General features: G+C 35.8%; 28 protein-coding genes and 1 pseudogene. 18 read left to right on the top strand and 11 right to left on the bottom strand.

Translation table 11 applies throughout. The features are described from left to right. The first annotated feature begins 120 nt into the window (after positions 1-120). Together V1L66_RS12670 and V1L66_RS12665 are read left to right on the top strand one after the other, a co-directional pair. The gene (locus V1L66_RS12670) at positions 121-552 is read left to right on the top strand and encodes a BrxA/BrxB family bacilliredoxin (protein ID WP_004228455.1); all 432 of its coding nucleotides are present in this window, start codon (positions 121-123) and stop codon (positions 550-552) included. Beyond that, a complete protein-coding gene (locus V1L66_RS12665; protein ID WP_333006678.1) occupies positions 540-1328 on the top strand; it encodes a class I SAM-dependent methyltransferase in 789 nt (262 codons plus the stop codon). Before V1L66_RS12670 ends, V1L66_RS12665 begins: the two co-directional genes overlap by 13 nt. A 171-nt stretch (positions 1329-1499) precedes the next feature. Here the strand turns inward: V1L66_RS12665 and V1L66_RS12660 are convergent, their stop codons facing one another. Next, positions 1500-3296 (bottom strand): UvrD-helicase domain-containing protein, encoded by a 1797-nt coding sequence (locus V1L66_RS12660; RefSeq protein ID WP_333006677.1) that lies wholly within the window; start codon positions 3294-3296, stop codon positions 1500-1502. A gap of 702 nt (positions 3297-3998) precedes the next feature. Here V1L66_RS12660 and V1L66_RS12655 point away from each other — a divergent pair. From V1L66_RS12655 to V1L66_RS12640, 4 genes are all read left to right on the top strand, one after another. Further along, the gene (locus tag V1L66_RS12655) at positions 3999-4793 is read left to right on the top strand and encodes a nucleotidyl transferase AbiEii/AbiGii toxin family protein (protein ID WP_333006676.1); all 795 of its coding nucleotides are present in this window, start codon (positions 3999-4001) and stop codon (positions 4791-4793) included. Between the two features lie 189 nt (positions 4794-4982). Next, positions 4983-5462 (top strand): RNA polymerase sigma factor, encoded by a 480-nt coding sequence (locus tag V1L66_RS12650; RefSeq protein WP_016995320.1) that lies wholly within the window; start codon positions 4983-4985, stop codon positions 5460-5462. Next, entirely contained in the window at positions 5459-5968 is a 510-nt protein-coding gene (locus V1L66_RS12645; RefSeq protein ID WP_409072223.1) for a hypothetical protein, read from the top strand. Before V1L66_RS12650 ends, V1L66_RS12645 begins: the two co-directional genes overlap by 4 nt. A 251-nt stretch (positions 5969-6219) precedes the next feature. Next, a complete protein-coding gene (locus tag V1L66_RS12640) occupies positions 6220-6996 on the top strand; it encodes a basic amino acid ABC transporter substrate-binding protein (RefSeq protein ID WP_036080789.1) in 777 nt (258 codons plus the stop codon). Between the two features lie 58 nt (positions 6997-7054). Here the strand turns inward: V1L66_RS12640 and V1L66_RS12635 are convergent, their stop codons facing one another. Together V1L66_RS12635 and V1L66_RS12630 are read right to left on the bottom strand one after the other, a co-directional pair. Beyond that, the gene (locus V1L66_RS12635; protein WP_115674635.1) at positions 7055-7504 is read right to left on the bottom strand and encodes an SRPBCC family protein; all 450 of its coding nucleotides are present in this window, start codon (positions 7502-7504) and stop codon (positions 7055-7057) included. 204 nt (positions 7505-7708) lie between these two features. Then, positions 7709-8146 (bottom strand): MarR family winged helix-turn-helix transcriptional regulator, encoded by a 438-nt coding sequence (locus tag V1L66_RS12630; protein ID WP_054549302.1) that lies wholly within the window; start codon positions 8144-8146, stop codon positions 7709-7711. A 150-nt stretch (positions 8147-8296) separates the two neighbouring features. On the opposite strand from V1L66_RS12630, the gene V1L66_RS12625 reads away from it, so the two are divergent. The 4 genes from V1L66_RS12625 to V1L66_RS12610 all read left to right on the top strand — a co-directional run bounded on the left by V1L66_RS12625 (position 8297) and on the right by V1L66_RS12610 (position 10898). Then, positions 8297-8701: an Ohr family peroxiredoxin gene (locus V1L66_RS12625; protein WP_004228436.1), complete on the top strand. Its 405-nt coding sequence runs from the start codon at positions 8297-8299 to the stop codon at positions 8699-8701. A gap of 22 nt (positions 8702-8723) precedes the next feature. Further along, a complete protein-coding gene (locus V1L66_RS12620) occupies positions 8724-9350 on the top strand; it encodes a nitroreductase family protein (RefSeq protein WP_016995324.1) in 627 nt (208 codons plus the stop codon). Positions 9351-9417: 67 nt separating this feature from the next. Beyond that, positions 9418-9777, top strand: coding sequence for a DUF1304 domain-containing protein (locus V1L66_RS12615; RefSeq protein ID WP_066037869.1), 360 nt, complete (start codon positions 9418-9420; stop codon positions 9775-9777). 386 nt (positions 9778-10163) lie between these two features. After that, the gene (locus V1L66_RS12610; protein WP_333006686.1) at positions 10164-10898 is read left to right on the top strand and encodes an SDR family oxidoreductase; all 735 of its coding nucleotides are present in this window, start codon (positions 10164-10166) and stop codon (positions 10896-10898) included. Positions 10899-11247: 349 nt separating this feature from the next. Here V1L66_RS12610 and V1L66_RS12605 read toward each other — a convergent pair whose 3' ends face one another. From V1L66_RS12605 to V1L66_RS12590, 4 genes and pseudogenes are all read right to left on the bottom strand, one after another. Next, positions 11248-12384 (bottom strand): zinc-dependent alcohol dehydrogenase, encoded by a 1137-nt coding sequence (locus V1L66_RS12605; protein WP_333006672.1) that lies wholly within the window; start codon positions 12382-12384, stop codon positions 11248-11250. Between the two features lie 22 nt (positions 12385-12406). Then, positions 12407-12769, bottom strand: a complete 363-nt coding sequence (locus V1L66_RS12600) for a spore coat protein (protein ID WP_048394572.1) — start codon at positions 12767-12769, stop codon at positions 12407-12409. A 12-nt stretch (positions 12770-12781) separates the two neighbouring features. Then, on the bottom strand, positions 12782-12991 hold the full coding sequence (locus V1L66_RS12595; protein ID WP_016993944.1) for a hypothetical protein: 210 nt from the start codon (positions 12989-12991) through the stop codon (positions 12782-12784). A 398-nt stretch (positions 12992-13389) separates the two neighbouring features. Then, positions 13390-13605 (bottom strand): annotated as a pseudogene (locus V1L66_RS12590) (DUF3888 domain-containing protein); the annotation flags it as partial. A gap of 111 nt (positions 13606-13716) precedes the next feature. Between V1L66_RS12590 and V1L66_RS12585 the strand changes: the two are divergent. Both V1L66_RS12585 and V1L66_RS12580 read left to right on the top strand, forming a co-directional pair. Then, on the top strand, positions 13717-14403 hold the full coding sequence (locus tag V1L66_RS12585) for a hypothetical protein (protein WP_312126891.1): 687 nt from the start codon (positions 13717-13719) through the stop codon (positions 14401-14403). Positions 14404-15148: 745 nt separating this feature from the next. Next, on the top strand, positions 15149-15757 hold the full coding sequence (locus V1L66_RS12580; protein WP_016993942.1) for a YpjP family protein: 609 nt from the start codon (positions 15149-15151) through the stop codon (positions 15755-15757). 408 nt (positions 15758-16165) lie between these two features. On the opposite strand, the gene V1L66_RS12575 is transcribed toward V1L66_RS12580, so the two are convergent. Beyond that, positions 16166-17659: an SH3 domain-containing protein gene (locus tag V1L66_RS12575; protein WP_333006670.1), complete on the bottom strand. Its 1494-nt coding sequence runs from the start codon at positions 17657-17659 to the stop codon at positions 16166-16168. 1412 nt (positions 17660-19071) lie between these two features. Next, the gene (locus tag V1L66_RS12570; RefSeq protein WP_016993940.1) at positions 19072-19485 is read right to left on the bottom strand and encodes a gamma-type small acid-soluble spore protein; all 414 of its coding nucleotides are present in this window, start codon (positions 19483-19485) and stop codon (positions 19072-19074) included. 182 nt (positions 19486-19667) lie between these two features. Here V1L66_RS12570 and V1L66_RS12565 point away from each other — a divergent pair, with 182 nt between their 5' ends. The 4 genes from V1L66_RS12565 to V1L66_RS12550 all read left to right on the top strand — a co-directional run bounded on the left by V1L66_RS12565 (position 19668) and on the right by V1L66_RS12550 (position 22241). After that, a complete protein-coding gene (locus tag V1L66_RS12565; protein WP_333006669.1) occupies positions 19668-20576 on the top strand; it encodes a TetR/AcrR family transcriptional regulator in 909 nt (302 codons plus the stop codon). A 298-nt stretch (positions 20577-20874) separates the two neighbouring features. Beyond that, positions 20875-21213, top strand: a complete 339-nt coding sequence (locus tag V1L66_RS12560; protein ID WP_333006279.1) for a hypothetical protein — start codon at positions 20875-20877, stop codon at positions 21211-21213. A 46-nt stretch (positions 21214-21259) separates the two neighbouring features. After that, positions 21260-21706, top strand: a complete 447-nt coding sequence (locus V1L66_RS12555) for an HTH domain-containing protein (RefSeq protein WP_333006280.1) — start codon at positions 21260-21262, stop codon at positions 21704-21706. Between the two features lie 157 nt (positions 21707-21863). Further along, the gene (locus V1L66_RS12550; RefSeq protein ID WP_258858986.1) at positions 21864-22241 is read left to right on the top strand and encodes a hypothetical protein; all 378 of its coding nucleotides are present in this window, start codon (positions 21864-21866) and stop codon (positions 22239-22241) included. Between the two features lie 82 nt (positions 22242-22323). Here V1L66_RS12550 and V1L66_RS12545 read toward each other — a convergent pair whose 3' ends face one another. Beyond that, on the bottom strand, positions 22324-22977 hold the full coding sequence (locus V1L66_RS12545; protein ID WP_333006281.1) for a FusB/FusC family EF-G-binding protein: 654 nt from the start codon (positions 22975-22977) through the stop codon (positions 22324-22326). Positions 22978-23334: 357 nt separating this feature from the next. Between V1L66_RS12545 and V1L66_RS12540 the strand changes: the two genes are divergently transcribed. Next, on the top strand, positions 23335-23982 hold the full coding sequence (locus tag V1L66_RS12540; RefSeq protein ID WP_333006282.1) for a class I SAM-dependent methyltransferase: 648 nt from the start codon (positions 23335-23337) through the stop codon (positions 23980-23982). Beyond that, the gene (locus V1L66_RS12535) at positions 23972-24955 is read left to right on the top strand and encodes an HD domain-containing protein (RefSeq protein WP_333006283.1); all 984 of its coding nucleotides are present in this window, start codon (positions 23972-23974) and stop codon (positions 24953-24955) included. Before V1L66_RS12540 ends, V1L66_RS12535 begins: the two co-directional genes overlap by 11 nt. A gap of 15 nt (positions 24956-24970) precedes the next feature. Here V1L66_RS12535 and V1L66_RS12530 read toward each other — a convergent pair whose 3' ends face one another. Then, entirely contained in the window at positions 24971-25306 is a 336-nt protein-coding gene (locus tag V1L66_RS12530; RefSeq protein ID WP_026023458.1) for a hypothetical protein, read from the bottom strand. Between the last annotated feature and the right edge of the window lie 515 nt (positions 25307-25821).

Raw genomic sequence — 25821 nt, 5'->3', positions numbered from 1 at the left:
ACAAAAAAGTCACATTCCCCCCAAAAACCCACGAAATCAAGCAAAAAGCATGTCTTTGTACATTCACAGAAAACCTTGCTATAATAAGCTTTGCGAATACATAGGAAAGAGGGTAAAAGCATGAACGCTTATGATGAATATATGAAGCAGGTTGTGAAGCCGATGCGTGAGGAGCTTGTGGAGGCTGGTTTTACGGAGCTAACGACTGCGGATGCGGTGAATGAATTTATGGCGGAGACGAAGGGAACATCGTTAGTGGTGATTAACTCGGTTTGTGGTTGTGCGGCAGGGCTTGCTCGTCCAGCGGCGCGTGAGGCAATAGCAGCGGTGAAGCCAGATCATCTTGTGACGGTGTTTGCGGGGCAGGATCCAGAGGCGACTGCGGCGATGCGTGGTTATTTTGAGGATGTGCCACCTAGCTCACCATCTATGGCGATTTTAAAGGATGGGGAGTTGGCTTACTTTATCCCACGTGAACAAATTGAGGGATTCCCTGTGGAGCAGATTGTCTCTCATTTAACTGGCGTGTTAGAGCAAACATGCGAGAATTAAAAACGATTGTGACGACAGCGGGCAGACCAGACGATGTATCGATGGCGCTCGCTGCTTTTGCGTGTCAAGAATTAGGTGCTGCGTTTGAGCCACGAAACAAGCGCTCTGTTCGCAAGATTTCACAGGAGTTACAAGCACATGTGATCGTGGCGGGCAAGAATCGCTTCGAGTATTATGCCTATGGGGCGCAGGAGCCGTTTTTCTTTCACCCCAATTCTGCGGCGTTTCGATTAAAGCGTGTGGCCCGAGGTGAGGCAGAGCCTTTTTTGGAAGCGGCACAGCTTCAACTGGGGGATTCGGTGTTGGATTGTACATTAGGTTTAGCTGCAGATGCCATTTTAGCGGCTTATACAGTGGGTGAAGCAGGTCGTGTTGTGGGACTGGAAGCGAATCCAAATGTAGCGTTTATTGTTAGACAGGGGATGCAAGCCTATGATACATCCGAGCTACCATTAACTGCCTGTATGCGACACATCGAGGTAATACAGTCTGAGGCTGTTCGCTATTTGAAAACCCTACCAGACAATGCGTTTGATGTAGTCTATATGGACCCGATGTTTGAGAAGGTTATTGAAGAGGCCAATAATTTTCAGGCACTACGGCTAGCAGGGGAGCATGTCACATTAACCGATGAATGGGTTAATGAAGCCAAGCGTGTAGCGAAAAAGCGTGTGGTGTTAAAGGCACATTTTCGCTCAGAGTGGTTTGCGACCTATGGCTTTCAGCAGCATGAACGGATAACTGCAAAATTTCATTATGGTGTGTTAGAGGTCTGAACAAGATCTAATAAATGGCTAGCACGAAAAATAGAACAGTATGTTAGGAGAAATATCCTAACATACTGATTTTTTCCATTTATAATTCCTTGAGCTTTTGTAAATAAAATTCTAATGTTCATTTATATATAATTTTTTCTCGGAAATTCTAGTTTTTTAAGATTTCTTAATTTAAGGAACAGGTATTGTTTGTTGAAGCAATGCCTTCATTTCCTTTGCATAGGATTCTTTATAGAAATTTTCAGCGTGAATGTACAATTGCTCAGAAGCTCTTGTAATACCTACATACATGGTTTTTCGGTATTTCAATGCTTCTTCCTTTACAGAAGTAGAGATGAATCTATCTGTATCCAATAAAAATACAATTGGAGCTTCTAATCCTTTAGCTGATTGATAAGTAGTCACAATAATTTTCTGCTCAGTCGATGCTTTTTTCTTTATTATCTCGGCTTTTGCTTGTAGTACTTTTGGAAGTGCATTGATAAAAGCCTGAGCTCTATACCAATCTTTACAGAGTACCATTATATCGTTTGGAGTATAGCCAACTTTATAAATCAATTCCTCAATCTTTATAGCTACTTCTTCAAGTTCTCCTTCAATAGTACCAATGCCATTTTCAACCGAATTCTCATACTCAATTTCCTTCATGGGGCAATAAAACTTCTCTACCTCAGCCTTTAATTTATCATCTACACTTAAAAATTGCAGAGCTAAATCAATGTGTTCATTGGCAGAACGATAGGCTTTTTTTAGTAATTTACTTCTGCCGCGCATGTCTAAAATAGGGTCAATTTCTGTCCAAGGTGTATCTGTTGAACGGTAGAGACTTTGTAAGCGATCACCAGCTAAAAATAAATTAATGCTGATTTTTTCTTCTTTTTTACTATCAAAAGTTTTAAAAGGTTTACAGCTTTGAACGGCTAAACGGATCCAATCGTCTAAAAAATCTTGGTATTCATCAATTAAAATTGCTTCATATTTTGGTTTTGCTTTTTCCAAGGACAAACTTGGCAAATCATAGTCCCACCATTTTTGCTGTTCCTCACCAGATAATTTGGGAATAGGGACATGAGCTACATCTAGTGCAAATTTATGAAAGGTACTAATTTCTATATTCTCAACATGTATATCTAAAAATGATAAATTTTCTGCTAAGCTTTTAACTTTTTGCTCTAGTTTTGTGGCTAAGCTTCTATTGTATGTCAGAATACGAATATTCCAATCGGGGTTTTCTCTAAGTAAATGAATAGCTCTTGCTAAAAGCATAACTGTTTTTCCACTGCCAGGAACACCTGTTACCATGTAATGACCATATGAGATATTTTTGGCAAACCGTTCTTGCTCGGCATCTAATGCAGTGATTAATTCCTGAGTGTAATTTTCGTTTGTAGATAATATTTGAATTTCTGGGAAAATAATGGTTCTAATTATCTTTAAAAATTGAGGACTCACAGGCTTAATTTCTGAAAATAGGTCTGATATTTCTAAAATGTTTAAATCCTCTGAAAGTAGATAGTTGGCAGGTTTTTGATCAAAAACATCTGCTAAGTGATTTTCTTCAAAGGCAGCTCTTTTTAGATGAGGTAAAATAGCATAGGAAGAGAGCTTCACATCGAGTTCACCTTGCGCGTTGTATAATCTATCATCCATTGAGAATAAACCTTCTAGCGACTTATAGTATTGACCGGCTTTAAATACAGGATTTTCTAATTTCTCACCGTGGATATTTTTAAATTCTAGACGAGTCCAAGATGCTAGGTATTCAATACTCCAATCCTTCACTTCCAAAATACTTACACCCCTTAAACAATCAATCAAAATAAAATCTGGAATAAGATTTTTAATTTTGGGTTGAATGTAGAGGTAGGCATCGCTTTTTTGTGCTTTATATAGATTTTTAATTTTATTGAGCATACTGCGCTCACCCTTAGTTAAGGTAGGAAGATCATTTGGTATGATATGTAGCAAGTTTTTAACCCCCAAATATTAGTATATTATGCAATATTTAAAATATACTATATATTGTAAAAAAACACAACTTTAGTCTTGTAGTAAATTGGTATTATCCAAAGTTAACATTTGGGATCTAGATTACGAACCTTCAGCGAAGCTTTATAAGCATATTAAGCTGTATAATCAGAGTAGAAAAAAGTGGAAATATACATAAAACTATGTTCCATATATTTAGTTTTACATATTAAATTTGTTGTGCTATAATAGAACACGTGCTATTTTAGGTGGCATATTTCCGTAATCTGGCATTCTGCTTTTTGTTTTTGTAGATACTTATTCACACTGGCGCATGCTTTGGGGCTGCAAGGACGCAAAAGATGGTAGGGTTTGCGTTGCTTAAGTTAGAAGGCACACAGTGGAATTTTACCGCGGTGATGAAACGAATCTGGTTTCAAGATAATATTCCCCAGACGATTGGGTTGAGACTTTTACAATTTACGAGAATGTTACCTATAAATACTAAAGGGGTAGTTTCGCAACAGCGAGGCTGCCCCTTGTCTAATTTTAAGGCCTGTCATGTCCAACCATGACAGGCCTTTTTGGTATACATTACCGTTTACTCTCTTCCATAAATAAGTGATAATAAAAGCATGAATTTTAGTAAAAATCTAAATTCTGCATAAAAAATCAGAAAAATCAAAAAGGTGAGGGATGTCAATGGGAAATATCGACACACTATCGACGAATGTCGTGACACAATTAGAAGAAATGGCTACACGGCAAGACAATATGGAGCAGCTAGTATCACGCTATTGCCAAGAAAGACTGCTTTATCGTCTATCCGTATCCTCCTATGAAGATCAATTTTATCTAGATGGGGATCTACTATTATTTGCTTTAACAAATGGATTGGTGAAGCCTACCAAGGAAGTCTCGCTGACAGCGCAAGCAAGCGTTCATCAACATGATATAGTGAAACAGGCCTTTAAAGAAATTTGCTCACTAGCAATACCAGCGGATGGCATTGAATGGGATGCACAGCGGATCGAATCGTCCGTATCGAATGATAAAATTCAACTAAGCATACCCGCTACATTGGGTAAAATGACAGTATACATAGAAGTAAGGATTACCTTTAAAGAAAACATGCGAATAACACCAAAGACCATTAATTTTCCTAGCTTGCTAGACAATAAGGCGGCGGTGGTTTATACATATCCAACAGAATTCGTGCTTGCACAAAAATTTATCGAAATTTACCAGTATCCAGCATTAGAAAAGACAGAAAAAACAATAAATGAAGTACAACAATTGCTACAAACGCAAACTATTGAAGGACGAAGATTGCAGGCGTATATTGTGGAATTATTTGATCGACATCATTTTACAATCGAGCTAACTTCTACACTCGAGATGACAGGGATTCTGAAGCAATTCTTTATCCCTATTTATGAAGCTATTTTGGCTGAGGACGAATTTTTCAAGCAATGGAACAATCGAGCTTGGCAATGAAGAGAGGGACCCGCAAATCATCTACGGTTTGCGGGTTTTTGCATGTCTATTTACATCTAAGAAGGGTGATTCATTTGTGATTCTAATGAAGGGTCTCTTTTTTTATTAAAATGTAAGCTAAAGTGTATCTGTTGCACGAATAGCTGAAGTTGAATCGTATTATGTCATGAAGGAGGTTAGGTGAAAAATATGATAAAGTTTGCTGGCTTAAGTGTGCAAGAAATTGTTCAAACATATAGTGACACCCTCATACGAATTGCTGTGCAACAGACCAAAAATATGGCTGAGGCGGAGGACATTGTGCAGGAGGTTTATATGACACTGATGAGGCAGAACAAGCCCTTCGCTCATGAAGCACATTTAAAGGCTTGGCTCATAAAGGTGACATTTAATAAGTGCAAGGATTATTTTAAATCCTCACGTGTGAAGAAGACAGTACCCATTACAGAAGAAATGGCCTTTATTGCAAAAGAGGAGCAGATGGTTCTTACTGAAATTTTTGAGCTTCCTTCAGAAGAGAGAGTCATTGTGTATTTACATTATTACGAGGGCTATACAACGGCAGAAATGGCTGATTTATTAGAGATCAACGTCAATACAGTAGGCTCAAAGCTCAGAAGGGCACGAATGAAGCTGAAAACGATTCTAGAAGAGGGGAGCAAAGGATGATGAATGCTTATAAGAATATGATGAAGCAGATTCATGCTTCTGAGGAATTTAAGCGTAAGATGCAGGAAGAGATGATGGAATATAAAAAGAGGTCCTTTATGAAAAAAGTAAGAATTAGTGTGGGAAGCTTAATAGCCTGTGCAGTGATTGCTGTCCTTGCTATAGTAAATATAAATCATGATACACCAATTGATTTGACGGAGAGAATTGTTGCGGACCATTCAGCTCCTGCGGCAAGTGCGCTAGTAAATATCGAAGGGACCATTACAGAAGTCGGAGAAGATGGGTTGAGCTTTACATTGGATAACGGTATGGAAGTAGTCGTGACAGACAAAACCAAAATAGGAATAGATGGACCGACAGCACCACCTAAGGAGGAACAGCTATTTGAGCCTACTTTTAGAGTAGGTAATTTAATTGGTGGCTATACAGAAGATACCTCCTCACACCCAGTTCAGGCTGCTGCCATTTATACAAATTGGAATTTTGAACATCCAATACGATAAAGATTAGATGCTCAAAAAAGAATTTCCTAAGGGAGATTCTTTTTTTGTATAGCTTCTGGTTAACTATTTATTCCTTTTTATCCTAAAAACGAGATTGAATAATACTATTTATAAAGAAATGATTATTTTTATACAAAAAAGTATTGTCTAAAGAGAATATTGTCACTATAATTTACGTAATAGTCTTACATTTCCGAATTGCGAAAAATAATACGCATTATGGAAAAAATAACATACTAGGGGGATGGGCTATGAAACGAAATTTAATGGTGTTGCTTACAATTATGGCAGCTTTCACGCTAGTTTTAGCGGGTTGCGGCTCGAAAGACAATACATCATCAGGTGATGGAGATAGTAAAAAAGTTTATAAGGTAGGTACTGAGGCTACATTTGCCCCTATCGTATCACTCGATGATAAAGGGAAAATTGTAGGGATTGATGTGGATGTGCTACAAGCAATCGCAGATGAAATGGATTTTGAAGTGAAGTGGGAAAGTATTGGATGGGAGCCTGTATTCCAAACAATTAAAAATGGTGAAACAGATATTGGTGGGGCAGGGATTACAATTACGGACGAGCGTAAGGAAACATTTGATTTTACTGAGCCGTACTACGAATCTCAATTATTAATCGTGGTGAAAGAAGATTCAAAGATCCAATCATTGGATGAATTAAAAGATAAAAAGATTTCTGTACAAATTAATGCTACTGGTCATATGGCTGCCAAGAAGCTACAGGGTGAATCTAGTCCCAACATTTTTGCTTTCGAAAATCAACCAATTGCTATTCAAGAGATGCTGAATGGCAACGTAGAAGCGGCGATTGGAGATAATTCAGTTGTTTATGAATATATCAAGGCACATCCAAATGACAAAATCAAAGTAATTAAAGATGATTCCTTCGAAAAAGAATACTATGGTTTCATGGTTCAAAAGGGGAACAAAGAGCTTTTAGATAAGTTAAATGAAGGCCTTAAAAAGATTAAAGAGAACGGTAAGTTAAAAGAAATTACAGGTTCAGACTTTTAGTAATAAATAAACCGTAGAAGCTCACCTCAAGGGAGTTCTACGGTTTATTTTTTAGGTGCTAGTCTTGCGCTTCAGCAACTGTTTTGACCCGTTCTAAAAATTGTACGACTACTTTATCCGATGCAAACAATAAAAATAATTTGACGAACCATTTTAACGCATTATTTGTTACGGAATAAGTAAAGGAAGTCTCTGTTTCATTTATTTTATTTAATTCATAGTAAGCCGTAATTTCAAACAAATTAGCGAGTACAAAGCCTACTTTCAATATTTTTTTATCAGGTGTATTCGAATGTTCCAATGTTTCTACATCATACGTTTCGATACGTTTTCCTTCTTTATATTTTTGGCGATAAATACTGCCAACCCCTTCTTCTGTTACTTTTACAGGCTTGTTTTCAATTACCTGTGGCATAATCTTCTGCATGTCAGCTAAAGAGCCATCAAGTAATTTCCAAACGTTTTCGATGGGGGCATTTATGTTTATAGTCTTTGTCCATGTTTTCATCCAAACACCTCTACTTTCAAAATTACTTATCTATGCTGTAAATTAAACTAATTAATAAATGTAAGTATACTAAATTTTAACGGTAGCCACATGATTATTAACATTTGAGGAGATGAGGGAGAGAAAAACAAAAAAAGATTGAAGCCAATGTAGCTCCAATCCTTCTTATTTACATATTCATCCTATTAATGGAATAGCTATGTGTTAGTTTTCATCTTTTATTTTCCAATCGTTATAAACGATATCTTGAAGTACATTTTTCAGTTGTACAAATTGCTGCTCTGAGATATTAGATTGCTTCATCACTTGGCGGGACACTTCAGGTAGCTTCCTTCTTACATCTACGCCTTCCTTGGTTAAATATATTTTCATTAATCGTTCGTCCTCCTTAGAACGTTCACGACAAATGTAATTCTTTGCCTCTAATTTTTTTAACAACGGTGTTAATGTTCCTGAATCTAAAAATAAACGTTGGCCCAATTCTTTCACCGTTATCTGTTCGTTTTCCTCTAAAGCTAATAAAGTGATATAGCCTGTATAAGTAAGATCGTAAGGCTTCAATAATAATGTATATTGCCGAGTGATTTCCTTTGATGTTGCATACAAAAGAAAGCACAGCTGATTATCTAAATGATTAGGCATAAAAATCCCCTCTTAAAGTTCTTCTACTACCATTTATATTAAAAATAAAGTTCCTACTTGTCAAACGCAATTAAATTGTGTACAATTCAATTTGTAAAAATTAGATTGTATGCAATTTAATTAATAACAAAAGATAAGGGGTTTTCAGTTATGAAAGAATTATACGCAACTACAATGATTAATGAAGGTGGCCGTAGTGGCACATCCTATGCAGAAGATCAATCTTTATCATTAAAAATTGCACCACCAGGCTCCAAATTAGCGGATGTTACAAACCCAGAACAATTATTTGCGGCTGGCTATAGTGCTTGCTTTAATAGTGCATTAGATTTAATCAAACGCCAAAAGAAACTAAAAAATGCATCAACCATTAAAGTAACAGTGAAATTAATGGAGCAAGCTTCTTTTGACTATGTGCTTGCAGTGGAAATCGAAGGGCATATTGAAGGACTAGCAGTGGAGGAAGCACAGGAATTATTAGAGGTCACACATACGGTATGCCCATATTCAAAAGCAACAATGGGCAATATTAATGTAACAATAAAAGCAGTTTAAATTGTGAAAAGAGGGAAACTACATGTTATCAAATACACCATTAAAACAAATTATGCAAATGCGTAAATCTGTTCGTAAATACAATGCAGAGACTAAAATTCCGCGTGAAACAATCATGCAGCTGCTGCAGGATGCTACTTCAGCACCTTCTTCAAGTAATATGCAGCCATGGCGCTTTCTTGTCATTGATGATAAGGAAATTCAGAAGAATATCAACTTCTTTTCATTTAATCAAGAGCAAATCGAAACAGCCTCTGCCATTATTGCTGTCATTGGTGATATAGAGATGTATGTAAATGCTGAGGAAATCTATGCAAAAAACGTGGAGCTGGGCTATATGCCAGAACCAATTGCCAATAAGCTTGCACAAGATGCGCTGACAATGTATGGTTCAGCACCAACAAAAACATTAGAAAATATCGTACACTTTGATGCTGGCTTAGTATCGATGCAAATCATGCTATTAGCAAAGGAAATGGGCTATGATACCGTTCCGATGGGTGGGTTTGATAAAGCAAAATTCGCGGAATACATGGAATTACCAGCAAATGAAATTCCTATTTTATTATTAGCCATTGGTGAAGCGGCAGCCCCAGCATATGGTTCTTCACGCCTACCAATAGACCGCATTGTTCGTTTTAATAAATAGTTTCAAGCAATGTCCTTGATACACTTGAGGACATTGCTTTTTTAAAGATTTTTTAGGAGGGAATAGGATGTCTTCATTAACTTTTATTTTAAGCTTAGTCGTAGCAGCTGAGCATTTGTATATTATGTATTTAGAAACGTTTGCAACTACTTCTAAAAGAACAGCAAAAACATTTAATCTGTCTGAAGAAGCGTTAGAAAATGCAAATGTTCAAGTTCTTTTCAAAAATCAAGGGGTTTATAATGGTCTGATTGCGATCGCCTTATTGTATGGATTATTTTTGTCACATCAGCAAACTGAAATTGTTGCCATTTTTTTAATCTTTGTAATCATTGTCGCTTTGTATGGTAGCTTAACAAGCTCTAAATCGATTCTATTAAAACAAGGTGGGCCTGCTATTTTAGCACTTATTAGTTTATTTTTCTAAAGGAATCTCTACAATAATAAAAAGATTGAAGTTAATGTAAACTCAACAACAGACATTATATATTATCTCTGTTCTAATGGAAGTATAGCGGAAGACTTATATAATTGTGAGCAAAGATTTCTTTTTAAGGAAGATAATTAGCTTACGTCTAATATCCAGATTGTCCCAAACTTTATTAACAGTCAAAAAGATATATATTGTGATGATTGTCTCTCTGAAAAGTTGGATATTAAACCAAGACAACATATCAATCAAATTTGTAATAAGTTAAAAAAACAGGTCTTTTATAAAGAGAGGTTAAACAATGTTCTTCTTGCGCCAAAGATAGAATTTAGGTAGAGTTTTTCATAACATCCTAACTTTTTAATAAAGGGGTAAAATAGATGATGCTTAAAAATAGAAAAGTAATAGTAACAGGTGCAGCTTCTGGTATAGGAAAAGAAATTGTTAAACAATGTTTAGATGAAGGTGCTTCAGTACTTGCTTGTGATATTAATGAAGACGCCTTAAGGGAATTAAAACAATCAATGAATGTCCCCTTAGATTTGAATACATATCAACTAGATGTAAGTATTTATGAAGAAGTAGTCAATTTTTTTGGAAATTTGGAAAGAGAACATTGTGATGTAGATAGTTTAGTTAATAATGCAGGGATTTATTTGGGTAAAAATATACTGGATTATCAAACCGAGGAAATTGATAAAGTCATAGATATAAACTTAAAGGGATGTATTTATTTTTCTCAAATGTTCGGGAAATATCTACTTCAGAGCGAACGTACAGGAGTCATCGTGAATATGTCTTCTGTATCAGGTATGGAAGGCAGTTCAGATGCAATATATGGACTCTCAAAAGCTGCTATATTGGGATTAACTAAAAGCTGTGCAGTGAATTTCTCACCATACATCAGAGTTAATGCCATTGCCCCTACAATGGTAAACACTCCTATGATGGATGCAATACCTATTTGGAGAAAAGAGGAATATTTAAATCATCAGCTTATCGATACACCTGTAATGCCTGAAGATGTTGCTGATACTGTTATTTTCCTCTTGTCAGATAGATCAAAGCATTACACAGGTGCGACATTTGATATTAATAATGGTGGATATCTAAGGTAGTTCAAAAACTTATTCAACTGTTTTGCCAAACTAATTATTTACTCAGAAATTTGGCGCTTTTCTCAAATAAGGAAAGCGTCTTTCCTCATGGAAATAAAACAAATGGGATGTTGAGTTGTTCATTAGAAGTTGTTCAATGAAAGGAATCGTTACATAATGATTTTTGGTTAGGGAGGGGTTAGTTCTGTTGATCAAAATGTAGTTCGCCAGTCGAAGAGGCTTGGTGCTCAAATATTAATGCCATTTTGAAGAATCACTTTCAGAAGTAATACATATAAATATGTACCCCACGGTCAATGAAAAAGGTACTTTTGCAATGCAGAGACAAAAGTACCTGAAAACTTCTATATTAGGGTTTTAAAACCACTTTAATGCAACCTTCTTGCTTTGTATCGAATATTTCATATGCATGTTTTGCTTTTTCAAGAGGGAGGACATGTGTAATGATATCACCGACATTCACTTTTCCTTCAGCCATTAGGTTATAGACATGAGGCATGATATGAACAACTGGGGCTTGTCCAGTACGAATCGCTACATTGCGCTGGAATATATCTCCGAGTGGGAAGGCGTTGTATCGACCGCCGTATACACCGGTAATTTGGATTGTTCCTCCTTTACGTACAGCTTGACTAGCAATGACAAGGGCTCCCATAGCACCACCTTGAAGTTTTACGCCACTTGCAAGAAATTCTAGAGGCGTCATTTTTCCGCTCATCCCTACACAATCAATGACAACGTCTGCACCGCCCTTGGTAATCTCTTTCAAGTATTCACCACAATTTTCATGGTCTTCAAAATTAACGATTTCAACGTTATTTGTCTTCTTTGCATGTTTAAGACGATAGCCGATGTAGTCAACTGCGATTACTCTTTCTGCTCCTTTCAACCAAGCAAATTTTTGTGCTAGCAGTCCAACAGGTCCGCAGCCAAGAATAATAACAGTATCTCCTTTCTTTACACCTGCATTATCTACACTCCAAAAAGCAGTAGAGGCGGCATCGGCAAGGAGAACAAGACTTTCATCAGGAACTTCTGATTTTTCTGGAATTTTAAAAGGGATAAAATTGCCATAGGGCACGCGCATAAACTCTGCCTGTCCTCCAGGAAAACCGCCTGTTGTGTCTGAATAACCAAAGTAGGCACCCATTTCGCCATTATCGTTTGCATTATCACATTGACTTTCCAGATCATGATTGCAGTACCAGCATTCCCCGCATGCAATATTAAAAGGAATGACAATCCGATCGCCCTTTTTAACCTTCGTCACATCTTTTCCAACCTCTTCTACGATACCCATTGGTTCGTGACCAATGACATAATCTTGTCCAAGATTCGGAATCATACCATGAATTAAATGCAAGTCTGACCCGCAAATGGCAGTAGTGGTTAAACGAACAATAATATCATCGGCTTTTTTTATTTTAGGGTCTTGTACTTCTTTAACCTCAACATTTTTTACACCTTGAAAAGTGACAGCTTTCATTAAAAAAATCCCTCATTTTCGTTTATTTTTTCGGTGGGGTAGGGAACATTCCTTTTCGATTCATATCTTTAGGGAATAAATCCAACTGGGCAATACTAATCGCATTTTCTGCTGATTTAATATCCAGTTCCTTTTGTCCTGCAAGATCATAAGGTTTTAGCCATTCTTTTTTTACCATCAGTTCAGAAATTTCGAAATATAAATCGACCATGACATCCAGCTGAGTTCTCAAGATTTTCTGAAGAGCAGGAGAAGCTGTTTCTGTTAAGGCAATTGAAAGATTCCGAATACCCGTTTTAGTTGTAAGTAAAAACTCAAGAGCAATCCCCGAATCAGTTAGTTCAGGCATTCCAACTGAATTTATAGGATCTAAATAGTCTTGCATACAATTGTCCTCCTAATATTCCAATTCCGATTTTGAGTAGAGCTTAACCATAGCAGTGAGTGCCGGGGTAGATAATTTTACATTTTTGTCCAATAACGCTCTTAAATCATCATCAAAGACCACACCTTGACTCAGCTTCGATTTAAGTAAACTAGTTGTCATAAAGTTAATGACTTCATGAAATTCCATGGTTTCATGAAGTGCTAATTTTTTCTCAAACACGTAATTCGCACCTCCATAATTTTCTTTAAAAAGTCTTCCCTGTAGCAAGTCTATTTATGCAAATTCGCCTTTGATTAAATCTAAAACTATATTGATAGCTGGAATCTTATTTAAATTTGAATTTCCTCCATATTAACTATGTGAAAATCGTAATACCAAAATTCAAGACGAGTGTGGAATGTCATTTGCAAAGCGTAGGTTAATTTTTTTCTTTGTCTAAAGAAAATGCGGGATGTATCCTAAAGTGCGCTTTTCTGAAATAAGGGAAGCTCCTTTTTTCATAAATGGGTCATTTAATGGAAGAAGGGAGCAACACTTTTTCTAGATAAATTTATATAAAATTGGATATAAAAAAGGACCTTCAGTCTCTATAGCTGTCAGGTCCTTATTTTTTATACTATTTCATAGGTCATTCTATCCTTTCCTACGGGATTATACTGAGTGCCTGTAGGTTCAATTTCAAAAGTAATTTGCAATATAAAGCCCCGAAAATCATTTACTCTTTTAGTTTCAATAACTTCAATTTTCCATGGAGTAACCTGAGGCGAAAAATCCTTTAAAATCTTTGGATAATAATAGTTAGTCGAATCTTTTTCAATATAAGGAGTAAGAAGGCGGCTTTATTCTTAAAATTTAGTGTTTCATGATTTTACATTAAAAAGTTGATTAAGACGAAAAAGGTCGAATACATTATAATATCTGCTCATATCGTAAAATAAGAGGAGATGGGGTTTATTAGAAAGAAATTCCTTATTGTAGTCTTAAGCATCATAGGGGTACTATTATTAAGCTTCGGATTAGCTTGTTTAAATGGTTGTGCTGAAAAAAACATTAGTCCACCACCAAAAAGTGCTGAAATTCAAATGTTAGAAAAGATAGAAGTAAAATTAGTGGGGAAATATAAAATAGGTACCTATAGTATTAATACTCATGTTGATAACAATTCGCAGGATATAGATATTGATGTTCTTGGAAGCCAAGAGTATTATGATTCAGTAAAACATGAAATCAAAGATGTTGTGAGAAATTTGATTAAGTCAACTAAATTTGAAGAATATAATGTTAATGTAAAAAAAGGTGAAATTCGTCAAAGGATAACAGAAGAAGAGTTGGAAAGAAATAATTTATTGGTTGAGATCGCCAAAAAAATTAATAACGAATTATCTAATGCTTATCCAAACAAAATTGATGGAGGAGTAGATTTGAGAATTCCTCCACCGGAAGCTCCCCAAGAACTAATTGTGGAAGTAAGTACATTGTTAGATGGGGAAAAACAAGAAGCTCTTGGTAGGGAAATAGAAAGGACAATATATACTACATTAGAGAAAAAGTTAGCCTCTAATAAACTTTTAAAAGAAAGTACCGTGAAAATATACATTTATAATAAGAATAAAGAAAAAATAAAAACTTAATGTAAACTCCCTTATCAACTAAAATAGAGAATTGTACTCCATCACTTGCATTAAGATGACCAAGTTGAACAGTTCCCTTACTAGATGAAATACCCAATTATCTCCTAAACAATAATCAATCTTTATTATAAAATTCAAACTAGATAAATCAAGTACCAACTGTTTTGATCAAACTTTGTTTTTTACTACCGTGCATCTGCTACTGTATGCAGCTATTAATCTTATGACAATTATTTGCAACCAGTAAACTAATAGTCATTCGCATGAATGTATTTTATTACAGACACAATAATAAACAGCAAAATTTAAATTATCAAATTGATTTAATATTTATTACTAAATTTGAAATTTTGCTTACACGCCACCAAGAATTAATAATATTATAGTGGCCACAACAAGCCCCAAAACTAGCCCTAACTTTGTGCATTATTTTGCGTTACTATGTAATGTAAAGAAAAATAAAAAACCCCAAAACCTGCATATAACAGGCTTTTAGGGCTTTGTAGGGTACATATTACAAAATATAAAAATTAGTCCGTGAAACATAAAGATGATAAGTAACCTAACATTAATAAAAGACCAATACCCATTGCGATGCTCATGCTTTGTACCTCCTTTAAAAAAACGACACATTATTCATAAATATTGTACAATGAATTATAGAAATATGAAACCTTTTAATGGCGAGAACGTATATAATAATAGGAGAATTACCAATTTGTACATAAAGAGTAGGTGACAATAAATGAAAACGTGGGTTAAGAAAAGTATAGTCATCATGGTTGCGTTTTTAACATTTGGTTTAATAACGCCTACACATGAGATTTGGGAAGCATTTGATCAAAATCCTTCGAACCGTGCATCCATCGGCCCTTCATCAGGGACAAGCACTGCTTTAGCTGCTGAGCATGATAACAGTAGTGACGAGCAGTTACAGATACAAGAGGAAGCGATTGATTATAATGCCTTACTTGTGGATGCGGCTAGAGAACAATCGTACATAAAATTTGGCACAAAAATTGGTCCGAAAATTAGCAATGAATTTGACAGCATCATCTTCCCGAAAATGGAGGAAGCCATTGCAATGACAGTGGCTAATCTTGATGATCAAACTGCTGCATCTTTAACCATCTCTGAAAGACCAAGTGGTAATTACGGTGAGAAAATTTTCAATGTCATCAACAATGAAACAGGCACAGATTTAATTCGTTTCCATGTGCGCACAGAAAAAAGACCGCAGGAAGGCTACTACTACAACTTCCATTACCACAGTGTCGAGGACAACTTTATGGCACACAACAACCTTGGCGATATCTATTGGGAAAAAAACACACCACCTAAGTGGTTGTCATAATAAGTACGAAACACTCGTTTACATGACGAGTGTTTTTTTGTGAATATCTCAGCGTTTGTAAAAAGTCATTGAGTTATAACTTTTAATTTTTCAGAGTGGGGGAGGTAGGGGAAAGCATGTACCCTAAAAAGTACCCCAAATTCTTAATTTTTTGATTTTCTTAGATTTATCAATTGAATTGTAGCGATAGCTGATATCAATAGCTACATTGAGCACTCTCGATTGAAGGTGCTTTCCATCAAGATGAACAGGACTTGTGTTTATGATTAATTATCCTATATGCAAGTCCTTTTGTTATACTTTCATAGCCTCTCCCTTAACTACCATAGGGCTTTATAGCACCATTTAGACAACTATATAAGTGAAAAGGTGACTTTTATAGTCACCTTTTCACTTATAGATAGCAATTTATTTATTGAATATTTGCTCATAACGGTGGAAGAATGCCACTGCGTGCGCTCTTGTTAGAGAATCATTTGGTTTAAACTCTGCATCCGTTTTAGTAGTTGTTAAGTCGAAGTCACGTAGAAACTGGATGGCTTCTGGCTGAGATACTGTTTTTCCATAATGCATAGATGCTAGGATACGAGCAAAATTACCACGTGTGATGTCTTTGACTGCATATACCTGTTTAGACGCTGATATACCACCAAGCGTTGGTAGAGCGTACTTACTAGCTAGTTGATAGTTTACATCTGCACTCCATGAAGAACTAGGTTTTGTTGAAGCTAATTCATCAGACTTAAAGTAACGGAAAAGTACAGATAACATCTGATTTTCTGTTAAATTCGTGTTTGGTTTCAGTAAGTTTTCGTATTTCTTTGTTGCAGGGTTGTATACGTTTGGATAACCGCTGATAAGTCCTTTGTTTACTGCCCATTGAAAATCCTCTGCCCAGTACTGGTCTGCCTTGTAATCAGCGAACTTTGATACATCTATACTACCTACTGGAGTTGTAGGTGTTGAAGCTGAGTAGTTTAAATAACTTGATGCTACATACCCCTCTGTCCCGTCATTTCTTTTCACAGGATACCAAACAAAATGGTTTTTCTTCGTTGATACGGCTTCATATTCAAAAGGGCCCGTAATGGTAACAATTTCGCCTGTACGTAAAGTACCCATAGAAGGACTATCCGTAGTAGGTCTTGTCCTAACTGTTACATTAGTTGTTGCACTAACTTTTTGATTTGTTTTAAAAAAGTACTTTGATTTTGTTAATGGTAAATCAAAATCATAGTTCATCGCTGAAAATTTAATATTTTCCCTGCTGTTAGAGTCATATTGAAAATGTTCGCGTGTAAAAGGCAGCTCTGTTAAGTCTATTAATTCTAATTTCTCAATAATTCGGAGAATTCTTTCTTGATAGGCATTTGCATTTCTTTCCCCAGTTGCTTGGACAAATGGACTATTTACCGGCTTAGTACCGTTATAAGCCATAATAGCGAAGTACCAATGTTCCAATATATCTCTTTCCCCACTGTTGATGCTAGGCAAATCCTTCCGCTTAAACATATCATCTAGAGTCTCCACACCAGCTCGAATATTATAGACAATATCGCTTTTTAGTCTATCTTGATTGTAGCCAGCTTGATTTGTAATTTGCATAATGCCAATTCCATTATCAGCTGTCACAATCGCTTTACCATTCATATCAAAATGGCGCCAATTTCCACTTTCACCTTCCGCTATTGCCTTCACAATTTCAGGAGGAACATTATAACTCAGTGCTGTTTCGGTTAACAAACAGTTCATTGTGGAATAATCAGGGTTGACCTTCGATGCCGAATCATACTTACATGTATTTGCAATATCATTAGCTAATACATTTTTATCTATATTTATAGTTAGAGAGAGGGCACCAATGACAATACCACTAATCAATGGTTTCAATATCTTTTTCATATCTGGTTATTACACTTCCTTTCATATTTTCCAAAGTTAAAAGATTCAGATATATGTTATCATAAACCCAATATTTGGGATAGGGGTAATATAAATGTTTCTTTCATTTAACAGGGGAGAGTGATAAATGATAGCCCTAACATATATTGATTTGGTGAAAGGGTTGTAAATAGTGAGTTCATTGAAACAAGCCCAAGCCAAATCTATATCTACGCCGCATATGCGGAAGATGTATTTGGTCTGAGAACCGACCTTAGAGGAGTCCATGTAACCAAGTAGTACGTCTATCTAATACTCGATTCGTCTGAGGGCTGTTCTGAGAAGGTAGACAAGAGAACAAGCACACCAACTAATGATGTGCTACCACAATCTCATCATAACTTTTTTATAAGCTTACACTTCTCTACACCAACATTTGTAAACATGTTACACTATACCAAACAATGGATTGTTCAGTTTTTTAACTAACAGATGCTTTAGTAAATGAAGAAAAGGTTCTACATATTAGTCATTTCTAATATGTAGAACCCTTTAACTTTCTATCTTTATTAAAATTAGGTCTTGATAAATCGAATTATTGGATAAATATAAGCACTTTAAAATCACAGATGCAGTTATCTAAGGTTAAAAGAAAACCCGTTTACTATGCTGGTGGGCAAACAATTAAGTAACGATAAGTATTAACCACTCACAAATGTAGAATTTGGATTCAAGCCAGAGGAAAAAACTGCATTCAGGGAAATAAAATGAATTTAAGTTAAGTTCCCCAAAGGAATATTAAAAAATATACAAAAATATTATAATCTAAAAAGCACGATAAGCTATGAATACTTGATATTAAAGTAATCTAAAAAATAAAAACTATAAGATACCAACCCACTTAGACTCTGGGAAAAAAACACACCACCTAAGTGGTTGTCATAATAAGTACGAAACACTCGTTTACATGACGAGTGTTTTTTTGTGCGAAAACGCAATTCTGAAAGCCGAAATTTCGAGATGATGGGGAAATATCAAGGCTTACTTGGTATTGAAGGTATTCAAAATGAACCTACTCAACAGGAAATAATTATAGTCCCATCCCAAAATGCCTTCTGCCAATATTTCAATAGGCAAGGAAAATGAAGAAATCAGTCGCTTGATGGAGGAATGTAGGATTAAATTTGTCTTTTCTTGCGCTTACCCGGGAAATTTTTTTATTTCCTCAACTTACATTTGAACTTGTTAAAGGGAAATAAGGGGATATGAAAGTACGACTCAAATTGATTTCAAACAGATATAAGAAAAATAGCTACCTGCCAGAATTAAAAGCTAAAGCGAAAATTTTATCCTGAAGGAATCCTAAAAAATTTGCTGTTATTGTGAGAAACAAAAAACCGGCAAGGATGCCGGCTGCGGATGTTGAAGGAAAGCTATTTTTGATTGTTTTCGTTAGCAAATTTACCAGAAGCAAATTTTTTGTTTGCTTCAGCTTGTTGAATTTGTTGTCTGATTTGGTTCACATCAGTTTCATTCCCAAATTCAACGTTCGTTGATCTCATTGCATTCATAGAACCAGAAGCCTGTTGCTTTTTAGCTTCAGCTTGTTGAATTTGTTGTCTGATTTGGTTCACATCAGTTTCATTCCCAAATTCAACGTTCGTTGACTTCATTGCGTTCATAGTACCAGAAGCCTGTTGCTTTTTAGCTTCAGCTTGTTGAATTTGTTGTCTGATTTGATTTACGTCAGTCTCATTCCCGAATTCAACATTCATTGAATTCATTGCGTTTGGAGCTGCATTAGGAATTTTTGAGTTGAAATTTTGATTGTTGTTTTTATTCGCCATTAAGAATCACCTCCTGAAAAGTAGTTTGTACAGAAGGTTTTTTACTATCCATACATTTTTGAAAAAACTAACCGATTTGTGTTGAAGGGACATCTAGCTTTCCAATTACATAGTTTAAGAAATCTTGTTTTCCTGTATAATTGTAGTAAGTTCATACTTGTGTTTAGAGATTGGAGAAATGTATGAAAGATCGTAAACAAATCGTTATCGAATCCACATTACAATTATTTACAGAAAAAGGATATCAGCATACATCTGTTCAGGATATTTTAGATAAGGCGAATATTTCCAAGGGTACATTTTATAATTATTTTTCATCTAAAAATGAATGTCTGAAAGCCGTATTAGAGCAAAATCGCCTAGAACGAAATGTTTTAAAAGAGGAAATTTTAGTTGGTAAGAAAAAAGATGATGTAAACGTTTTGATTGAACAATTAATCGCCACATTAAAAATTAAAGAAAAATATAATTTAATGCCTTTATTTCGAGAAATCTCCTTTTTGCATGATGAAGAGCTGCAAGAAATTCTTGCGGAACATCGCTTTCATGAAATCACATGGTTAAAAAACAGATTCTATGATATTTATGGAGAAGAAGGAAAGCACTATTATTATGAGTGTGCGGTCGTCTTTTTTGGCACATTCCAATATTTGTCTTTTTATTGGAATTTGGCTACTAATATGATGATAGATCTAAAAAAAGTGGTTACTCGGTCATTGAAATATGTAGAAAGTTTTCTGCCAGAAATGATTAAGAGTGGAGAAATTCTATTAGAGCCACAGGAAATGTTTTTATTAGAAAAGGATTTAGCGTATAAGTCCATTACTAGTAAAGAAATACAGGAGAAATTAGAGAAATTTTGTAAAAAAATCTCGACAATCGAACTTCCACAAAAATCACTCGAACTCTCTAGCTTACTTTTGGATGAAGTGAAGAGAGAAACACCCCGCATGAGTGTTTTAGAGATCATGCTACAGCCATTTCGTGCTTCTTTCGCTGAAACGATTTATAAATATGAAGCTGAAGAAATAGCCAACCTTTTCTGGCTCTTTATAAAGATGCAAAACAAACAGCAAGGCATAAATAAATGATTAAATGACGAGACCAGCTTTTTATCATAAAGTTGGTTTTTTTCTTGGTTCTATAATATTTTTTTTTTTTCTTTTAATCCCATCGACTTTACGTTGTATTGTAACGTGTCATTTTTCATAAAGCGGAAATAATAAAAGTCTCTACCAATTATACTTTGATCTATAATTTCTGCTTTTACTCGATTCATGGTGAAACCCATAAGCTCACGATAGAAGACAATACTCTCTCGGTTCAGGTGAATTGCTAATTCAGGAAGTGCTATAATAATTTTACAGATTGTAGAGGTGGAGAGAGCTTGTGAAAGAAATAAGAGTACTATGGATGACTACATTTAAAATATTTTTAGAATTAATAAGAATTATTATCCTTTTTTTCATTATTGGATGCGTAATGTGGGGATGCGTCAAGTTAATTTATACCTCTTTAGGAATAAATGTTGATGGTTCATACGCTGGATGGCTGGGCGGAAGCGCAATATATAGTTTACTGTTTGTCCTCTATCGTAATAAACTGCAATTTTTAGGATTTTATAATGGTCCATATCGCCAAAAATTATCCCCTAAAAGCACTACCACTCTTATTACGGTTTCCGTTTTTTTATTATTACTGCCGCTTTTTTGGCGTCCTGATTTTTAATAGAGTTTCATTTGATACATAAAAAAGAATGAAAAGAGGGTTACTAGTGAAAGAATGGAAGGACAGGGTAGAAGTATCTTTTGTCACGAATATTTCCCGATTCGATTACCTGAACCAGCAAATTCAAGCAGTGGCTGAAAAGTTTAGTTTCAATCATCAGCAACTTGCGAAAATATTTGATTTACCAATGACTGAGCTAGATAGTTTATTGAATAACAAGGCCAGTATCACGACGGAGCAGCTGGATAAGATTGAACGAAAAATAGCGATGTTATGTGCTGGCTTTGAAGGCATTGATGTAAGGGAAAGAGCCGCATTGCTTTTGAATGACCTCATTAAGGATTACATGTTTTCAACGGCGAGTGTCGCGAAAATGATTCATGTAGAGGAAAAGGACTTAAATGATTTTAGACAAGCCTTATCGATGGATAAAAACGTAGAATTGAAAATTTGCGTGAATAGTATCATGCTTCATTTTGTATTACATGACTAATGACAAGCCCTGGTATTTTGGACTAAATCATTCATAAAGGAAGAATAAAAAATCTTCTCATCTTCGCTGGCATTCTTCATGACTTCCACGCTTTCCTTCATACATAGTAATGACGAGAACCACACAAATTAACCTCAAAAAGTATGGAGGTTCCTAAATGAAAAATGCCAATAGAGTGTATGTGCTTTTATTTATCGTAGTTTTCTCATTTTCTACAACCGTATATGCAGAAGAAAATAAAGAGGGTATTCTTGTATACCATGTGAAATATGATTATGAAGCTATAAGTAAATTTTTGGGCATGACAATGCAGGAATACGACCAAGAGTGGGGGAAAGGTCTTTCGATTGCAGAGATGGCGGAGAAAAAAGGAATTGCTAGAAGAGATGTAGAAGGCTATTTTTATCAATTTCATTATGAAGAAATGCAAAAATGGCGAAAAAAGGGTGTCATGACGGAGAAACACTATTTCCATCTTGTCTACGGATTAGCGGATGAAATAGAGGAATTTATTGATCGTAATCCCAACCGATAACATTTTTCTAAACCCGAAAAGTTAATCTTTTAAAGTTAAAAGGCAGAAAGGTTGCTTGCACAACATTTCTGCCTTCGTTCATTTATTTTTGTGTTATACGCTCGAAAAATTCCAGTGTTCTGTGCATATCCGTAACATGTTCATTGCATGTTTGACTATCTGCACAAATGTAATTACTGTGGTTGGTAAACGTGCCAACCACCTGTCCTTTAATGGACGTAGTAAATAAGCCTACATCTGAATGGCGATTACAGATAGCGCAAATGCCGCGAACCGTGTTATTGGCAAATATTCCTTTGATCCCTTTTAGCTGCCCATTTTGCTCAAGGACAACATATTTTCGATGTGTGCCAGCATCATCCCAGGCAAGATAACAAATTTGCTGAAAATCGAGTGCTTCTAGATTTGGTAGCTTGAGCTTCTTTTCCTTTTTAAATAAGGCTTTAAGCGTACTAGCGGTCACCGGCTTGAACGGGATGACATATGGTTTTAATTGCTCTAAAAATGCATCACCTTGTGCACGATCTGTGACAGTAAAAAGCTGGTCAATCAGCATTGTTTCTGCTGCTGATAATGCTAATTTTGTCGTTACCTCCGTGTCAACAAGGCCACGTACTGCTAGGATAACGTTTTTATCCTTTGTTGTTGTCAGTGCATGTAAAATTTTATTTAATTGCTGTTCTAGTAAATGATAGTTGGCAACCGTTAAAAACGGCTGAATTGTTTGTTGTTCCATTTGAAATCTCTCCTGTTTATTAGGCTATTTGATTACTTTTTGGCCTAAAGAGATCATTCAATTTCTGTTAGTTTATAACTTAATCTTGACCTCTTTGACCTAAAGAAGTCGTTCTAGAGCATGCATTACAAGTGAATGCTATCATGTCGATTCCTCCTTGAAAGAAAACTACCATTATTATAACAGCTTTTGACAATTTGATAAATGATAAAGCACTGTTTATTTTCTGAATTGTTGGAAAGGTAATAAATTGGTATAATGGACTGAATTGGTTAATGAAGGGGGATTTATGATGAAACAGATGAATGAACGTAAATTAATGAATGCTTGGAGAATTTATACATTGTAGGAGGCACTATGCTATTAAATAAAGAAGGTTTTGATTTATGGGCCGATGGATACGACCAAACGGTACAACACAGTGAGGAAAAGTATCAATACCCATTTGCAGGCTATAAAGAGATTTTAAATAAAATTTTCAATGAAGTGATGGCTGTTCCGGCTTCCACAGTTTTAGATATTGGCTTTGGAACAGGGGTATTAACGGCGAAGCTTTATGAACAGGGGCATTCGATTTATGGCTTTGATTTTTCTGCGAACATGATTGCCATTGCCAAGGAAAAAATGCCAGAGGCTCACTTAATGGAGTGGGATTTAATGAATGGCTTGCCACAGGAGCTATTACAGCAGCCCTATGATGCGATTATTAGTACGTATGCGCTCCATCATTTTACAGATGAGCAAAAGGCTTTGTATATCACACAATTATTACAGCACCTATCACCAACAGGGAAAATTTTAATTGGCGATGTAGCTTTCCAGACAAGAGAGCAGCTGGAGCAATGTCGTCAAGATAGCAAGGGATACTGGGATGAGGATGAATTTTACTTTGTCCATGAGGAGCTAAAGGTCGCCTTACAGGAAATATGTGAGTTAGCATTTTACCCACTATCGCATTGTGGTGGAGTCTTTGTGATTAGTCGGAAGAATATAAATGCTGATTAGTGACCCCTTATATGGGGAGTTTGAAATAGATGGTTTGTTAGAGGAATTGATTGTAAGTAAGCCAGTTCAACGCTTAAAGGAAATTCATCAGGCTGGGGCAGGCTTTCTAGTAAATAGCAGGTGGACTATTTCAAGATTTGAGCATTCTGTAGGTGTTATGCTGCTTATTAGACAGCTTGGCGGTTCATTGCAGGAGCAGGTGGCAGGCTTATTACATGATGTGTCCCATACCGCTTTTTCCCATGTGGTGGATGTTGTCCTTGAAAATGAGGCGGAAGATTACCATGAAGCGATATTCATGGATGTTATCAAACAGTCTTCGATACCTGCGATTCTTGAAAAATATGGCTACGAGGTAGAGAACATACTAGATACATCCAGATGGTCGTTACTTGAACAACCTGCTCCAGCATTGTGTGCGGATCGTATAGATTATACATTAAGAGATATGTATTTTTATGGAAATTTAGCCTTGGAAGATATCCAAAAATTTTTACAGGACTTATTCGTTTTTCAGGGGAAACTGTGTGTTAAAACGATTGAGCGTGCAGAATGGTTTGTAAAAATTTATTATCAGGAAGTGTTAGATTTTTTCTTGCACCCTTTAAATATCTATGCGACTAGTTCGTTAGCAAATGTATTAAAACTGTCGCTAGCAAAACAAATTCTAACGCTTGAAGATTTCCTAAAAACTGATCATGAGGTATTGCAGCAGATGAAGGCTTCACATGATCAAGACGTTCTTGCTCTTTTACAACAATTACATGAAAATGTAGAGGCAAGAGAGGAACAAGAGAATTATGACATTCATTTTCGCAATAAAGTGCGACTCATCGACCCAGCTATCTATCATCAACAGCGACTATGGAAGGCGAGCGAGATATCTAACCATGTCAAAGCAATGAATGTCTCTGCTTTGGAAAGGTTTGAGCAGGGAGTTTATGTGAAAATAATCAATGAGGAGCTGTCATAGGGCAGCTCCTTTTCTTTAGGCAAACATGGATAAAATATATTTGCCAGAAAGCATAAATACGGCATAGACAGCGAGCGCACTCATAACGGAAATGCCTGGTTTAAACCAGCTTGTTAGGAGGAACACGAGCACGGTAAATAACAGCATGCCAACCGCTCCAAATACCGTGTTTTGTAGGACCGTATGAAAGGTATCTTCTTTCATATTTTTCATTTGCATGCCCATATTAATGAGCGTCAAAATCGGTAAGGCTGTAATGATGCCTGATAAAAATAAATACTTCGATTGGCTTAGCAGTAGTGCTAGCACCATGATTGTGCCACCTACTAAAAAATAGAGAAAGTATAACATAGGATGCCCTCAATTAAATTCAGAATAGAGTAATAATACTGTAGAAAATAAGTGTCCACAAGTACCCATTGATAATAGTTAGCAAGATGTGCAGAAAGATAGATGTTTATGAAAAATAGATAGAATATTTGGGAGGGGGTAAGTTTATCCTTTCTGCTTTTATATGCAGTTGGCATACCAATCTCCACGCTGTTGCATGAAATAGGGCATGCAATAGGCGTTATAGTTTGTTCAAAGGAACGAGCCCATGTTTATTTAGGAGCAAAAAATCTTCCTGAAAGCTTTCGTGTACGCCGCAAAACGGGAGTAGCTTAACGCGCAAGCAGTCGCTTGTATTTATGGCGGGTGACCTATCATGACCATGACTTTATTAATGTTGCTTATAGCAGATGGCTATCAAATGCTAAGCTTACTGAAGAAAAATATCTGAAAATATAAACTTTAACGAGGTAGCTTTTAATATATCGTAGTATACGATATAATCGTATTAAACGATATATTAAAGGAGTTAATAC

The organism is Lysinibacillus sp. IITD104 (genome assembly GCF_036698265.2).
Lineage (GTDB): Bacteria > Bacillota > Bacilli > Bacillales_A > Planococcaceae > Lysinibacillus > Lysinibacillus boronitolerans.
This window is presented reverse-complemented; position numbering and strand designations above follow the sequence as displayed.

Bases quoted from the DNA above. Each gene is read 5' to 3' on its own strand.
- V1L66_RS12550 (WP_258858986.1), top strand. From the start codon at position 21,864: ATGAAAAATGCCAATAGAGTGTATGTGCTTTTATTTATCGTAGTTTTC.
- V1L66_RS12670 (WP_004228455.1), top strand. From the start codon at position 121: ATGAACGCTTATGATGAATATATGAAGCAGGTTGTGAAGCCGATGCGT.
- V1L66_RS12655 (WP_333006676.1), top strand. From the start codon at position 3,999: ATGGGAAATATCGACACACTATCGACGAATGTCGTGACACAATTAGAA.
- V1L66_RS12540 (WP_333006282.1), top strand. From the start codon at position 23,335: ATGCTATTAAATAAAGAAGGTTTTGATTTATGGGCCGATGGATACGAC.
- V1L66_RS12565 (WP_333006669.1), top strand. From the start codon at position 19,668: ATGAAAGATCGTAAACAAATCGTTATCGAATCCACATTACAATTATTT.
- V1L66_RS12585 (WP_312126891.1), top strand. From the start codon at position 13,717: ATGGGGTTTATTAGAAAGAAATTCCTTATTGTAGTCTTAAGCATCATA.
- V1L66_RS12625 (WP_004228436.1), top strand. From the start codon at position 8,297: ATGAAAGAATTATACGCAACTACAATGATTAATGAAGGTGGCCGTAGT.
- V1L66_RS12570 (WP_016993940.1), bottom strand. From the start codon at position 19,485: ATGGCGAATAAAAACAACAATCAAAATTTCAACTCAAAAATTCCTAAT.
- V1L66_RS12545 (WP_333006281.1), bottom strand. From the start codon at position 22,977: ATGGAACAACAAACAATTCAGCCGTTTTTAACGGTTGCCAACTATCAT.
- V1L66_RS12610 (WP_333006686.1), top strand. From the start codon at position 10,164: ATGCTTAAAAATAGAAAAGTAATAGTAACAGGTGCAGCTTCTGGTATA.
- V1L66_RS12640 (WP_036080789.1), top strand. From the start codon at position 6,220: ATGAAACGAAATTTAATGGTGTTGCTTACAATTATGGCAGCTTTCACG.
- V1L66_RS12630 (WP_054549302.1), bottom strand. From the start codon at position 8,146: ATGCCTAATCATTTAGATAATCAGCTGTGCTTTCTTTTGTATGCAACA.
- V1L66_RS12650 (WP_016995320.1), top strand. From the start codon at position 4,983: ATGATAAAGTTTGCTGGCTTAAGTGTGCAAGAAATTGTTCAAACATAT.
- V1L66_RS12620 (WP_016995324.1), top strand. From the start codon at position 8,724: ATGTTATCAAATACACCATTAAAACAAATTATGCAAATGCGTAAATCT.
- V1L66_RS12575 (WP_333006670.1), bottom strand. From the start codon at position 17,659: ATGAAAAAGATATTGAAACCATTGATTAGTGGTATTGTCATTGGTGCC.
- V1L66_RS12635 (WP_115674635.1), bottom strand. From the start codon at position 7,504: ATGAAAACATGGACAAAGACTATAAACATAAATGCCCCCATCGAAAAC.
- V1L66_RS12535 (WP_333006283.1), top strand. From the start codon at position 23,972: ATGCTGATTAGTGACCCCTTATATGGGGAGTTTGAAATAGATGGTTTG.
- V1L66_RS12580 (WP_016993942.1), top strand. From the start codon at position 15,149: ATGAAAACGTGGGTTAAGAAAAGTATAGTCATCATGGTTGCGTTTTTA.
- V1L66_RS12615 (WP_066037869.1), top strand. From the start codon at position 9,418: ATGTCTTCATTAACTTTTATTTTAAGCTTAGTCGTAGCAGCTGAGCAT.
- V1L66_RS12665 (WP_333006678.1), top strand. From the start codon at position 540: ATGCGAGAATTAAAAACGATTGTGACGACAGCGGGCAGACCAGACGAT.
- V1L66_RS12530 (WP_026023458.1), bottom strand. From the start codon at position 25,306: ATGTTATACTTTCTCTATTTTTTAGTAGGTGGCACAATCATGGTGCTA.
- V1L66_RS12600 (WP_048394572.1), bottom strand. From the start codon at position 12,769: ATGCAAGACTATTTAGATCCTATAAATTCAGTTGGAATGCCTGAACTA.
- V1L66_RS12605 (WP_333006672.1), bottom strand. From the start codon at position 12,384: ATGAAAGCTGTCACTTTTCAAGGTGTAAAAAATGTTGAGGTTAAAGAA.
- V1L66_RS12645 (WP_409072223.1), top strand. From the start codon at position 5,459: ATGATGAATGCTTATAAGAATATGATGAAGCAGATTCATGCTTCTGAG.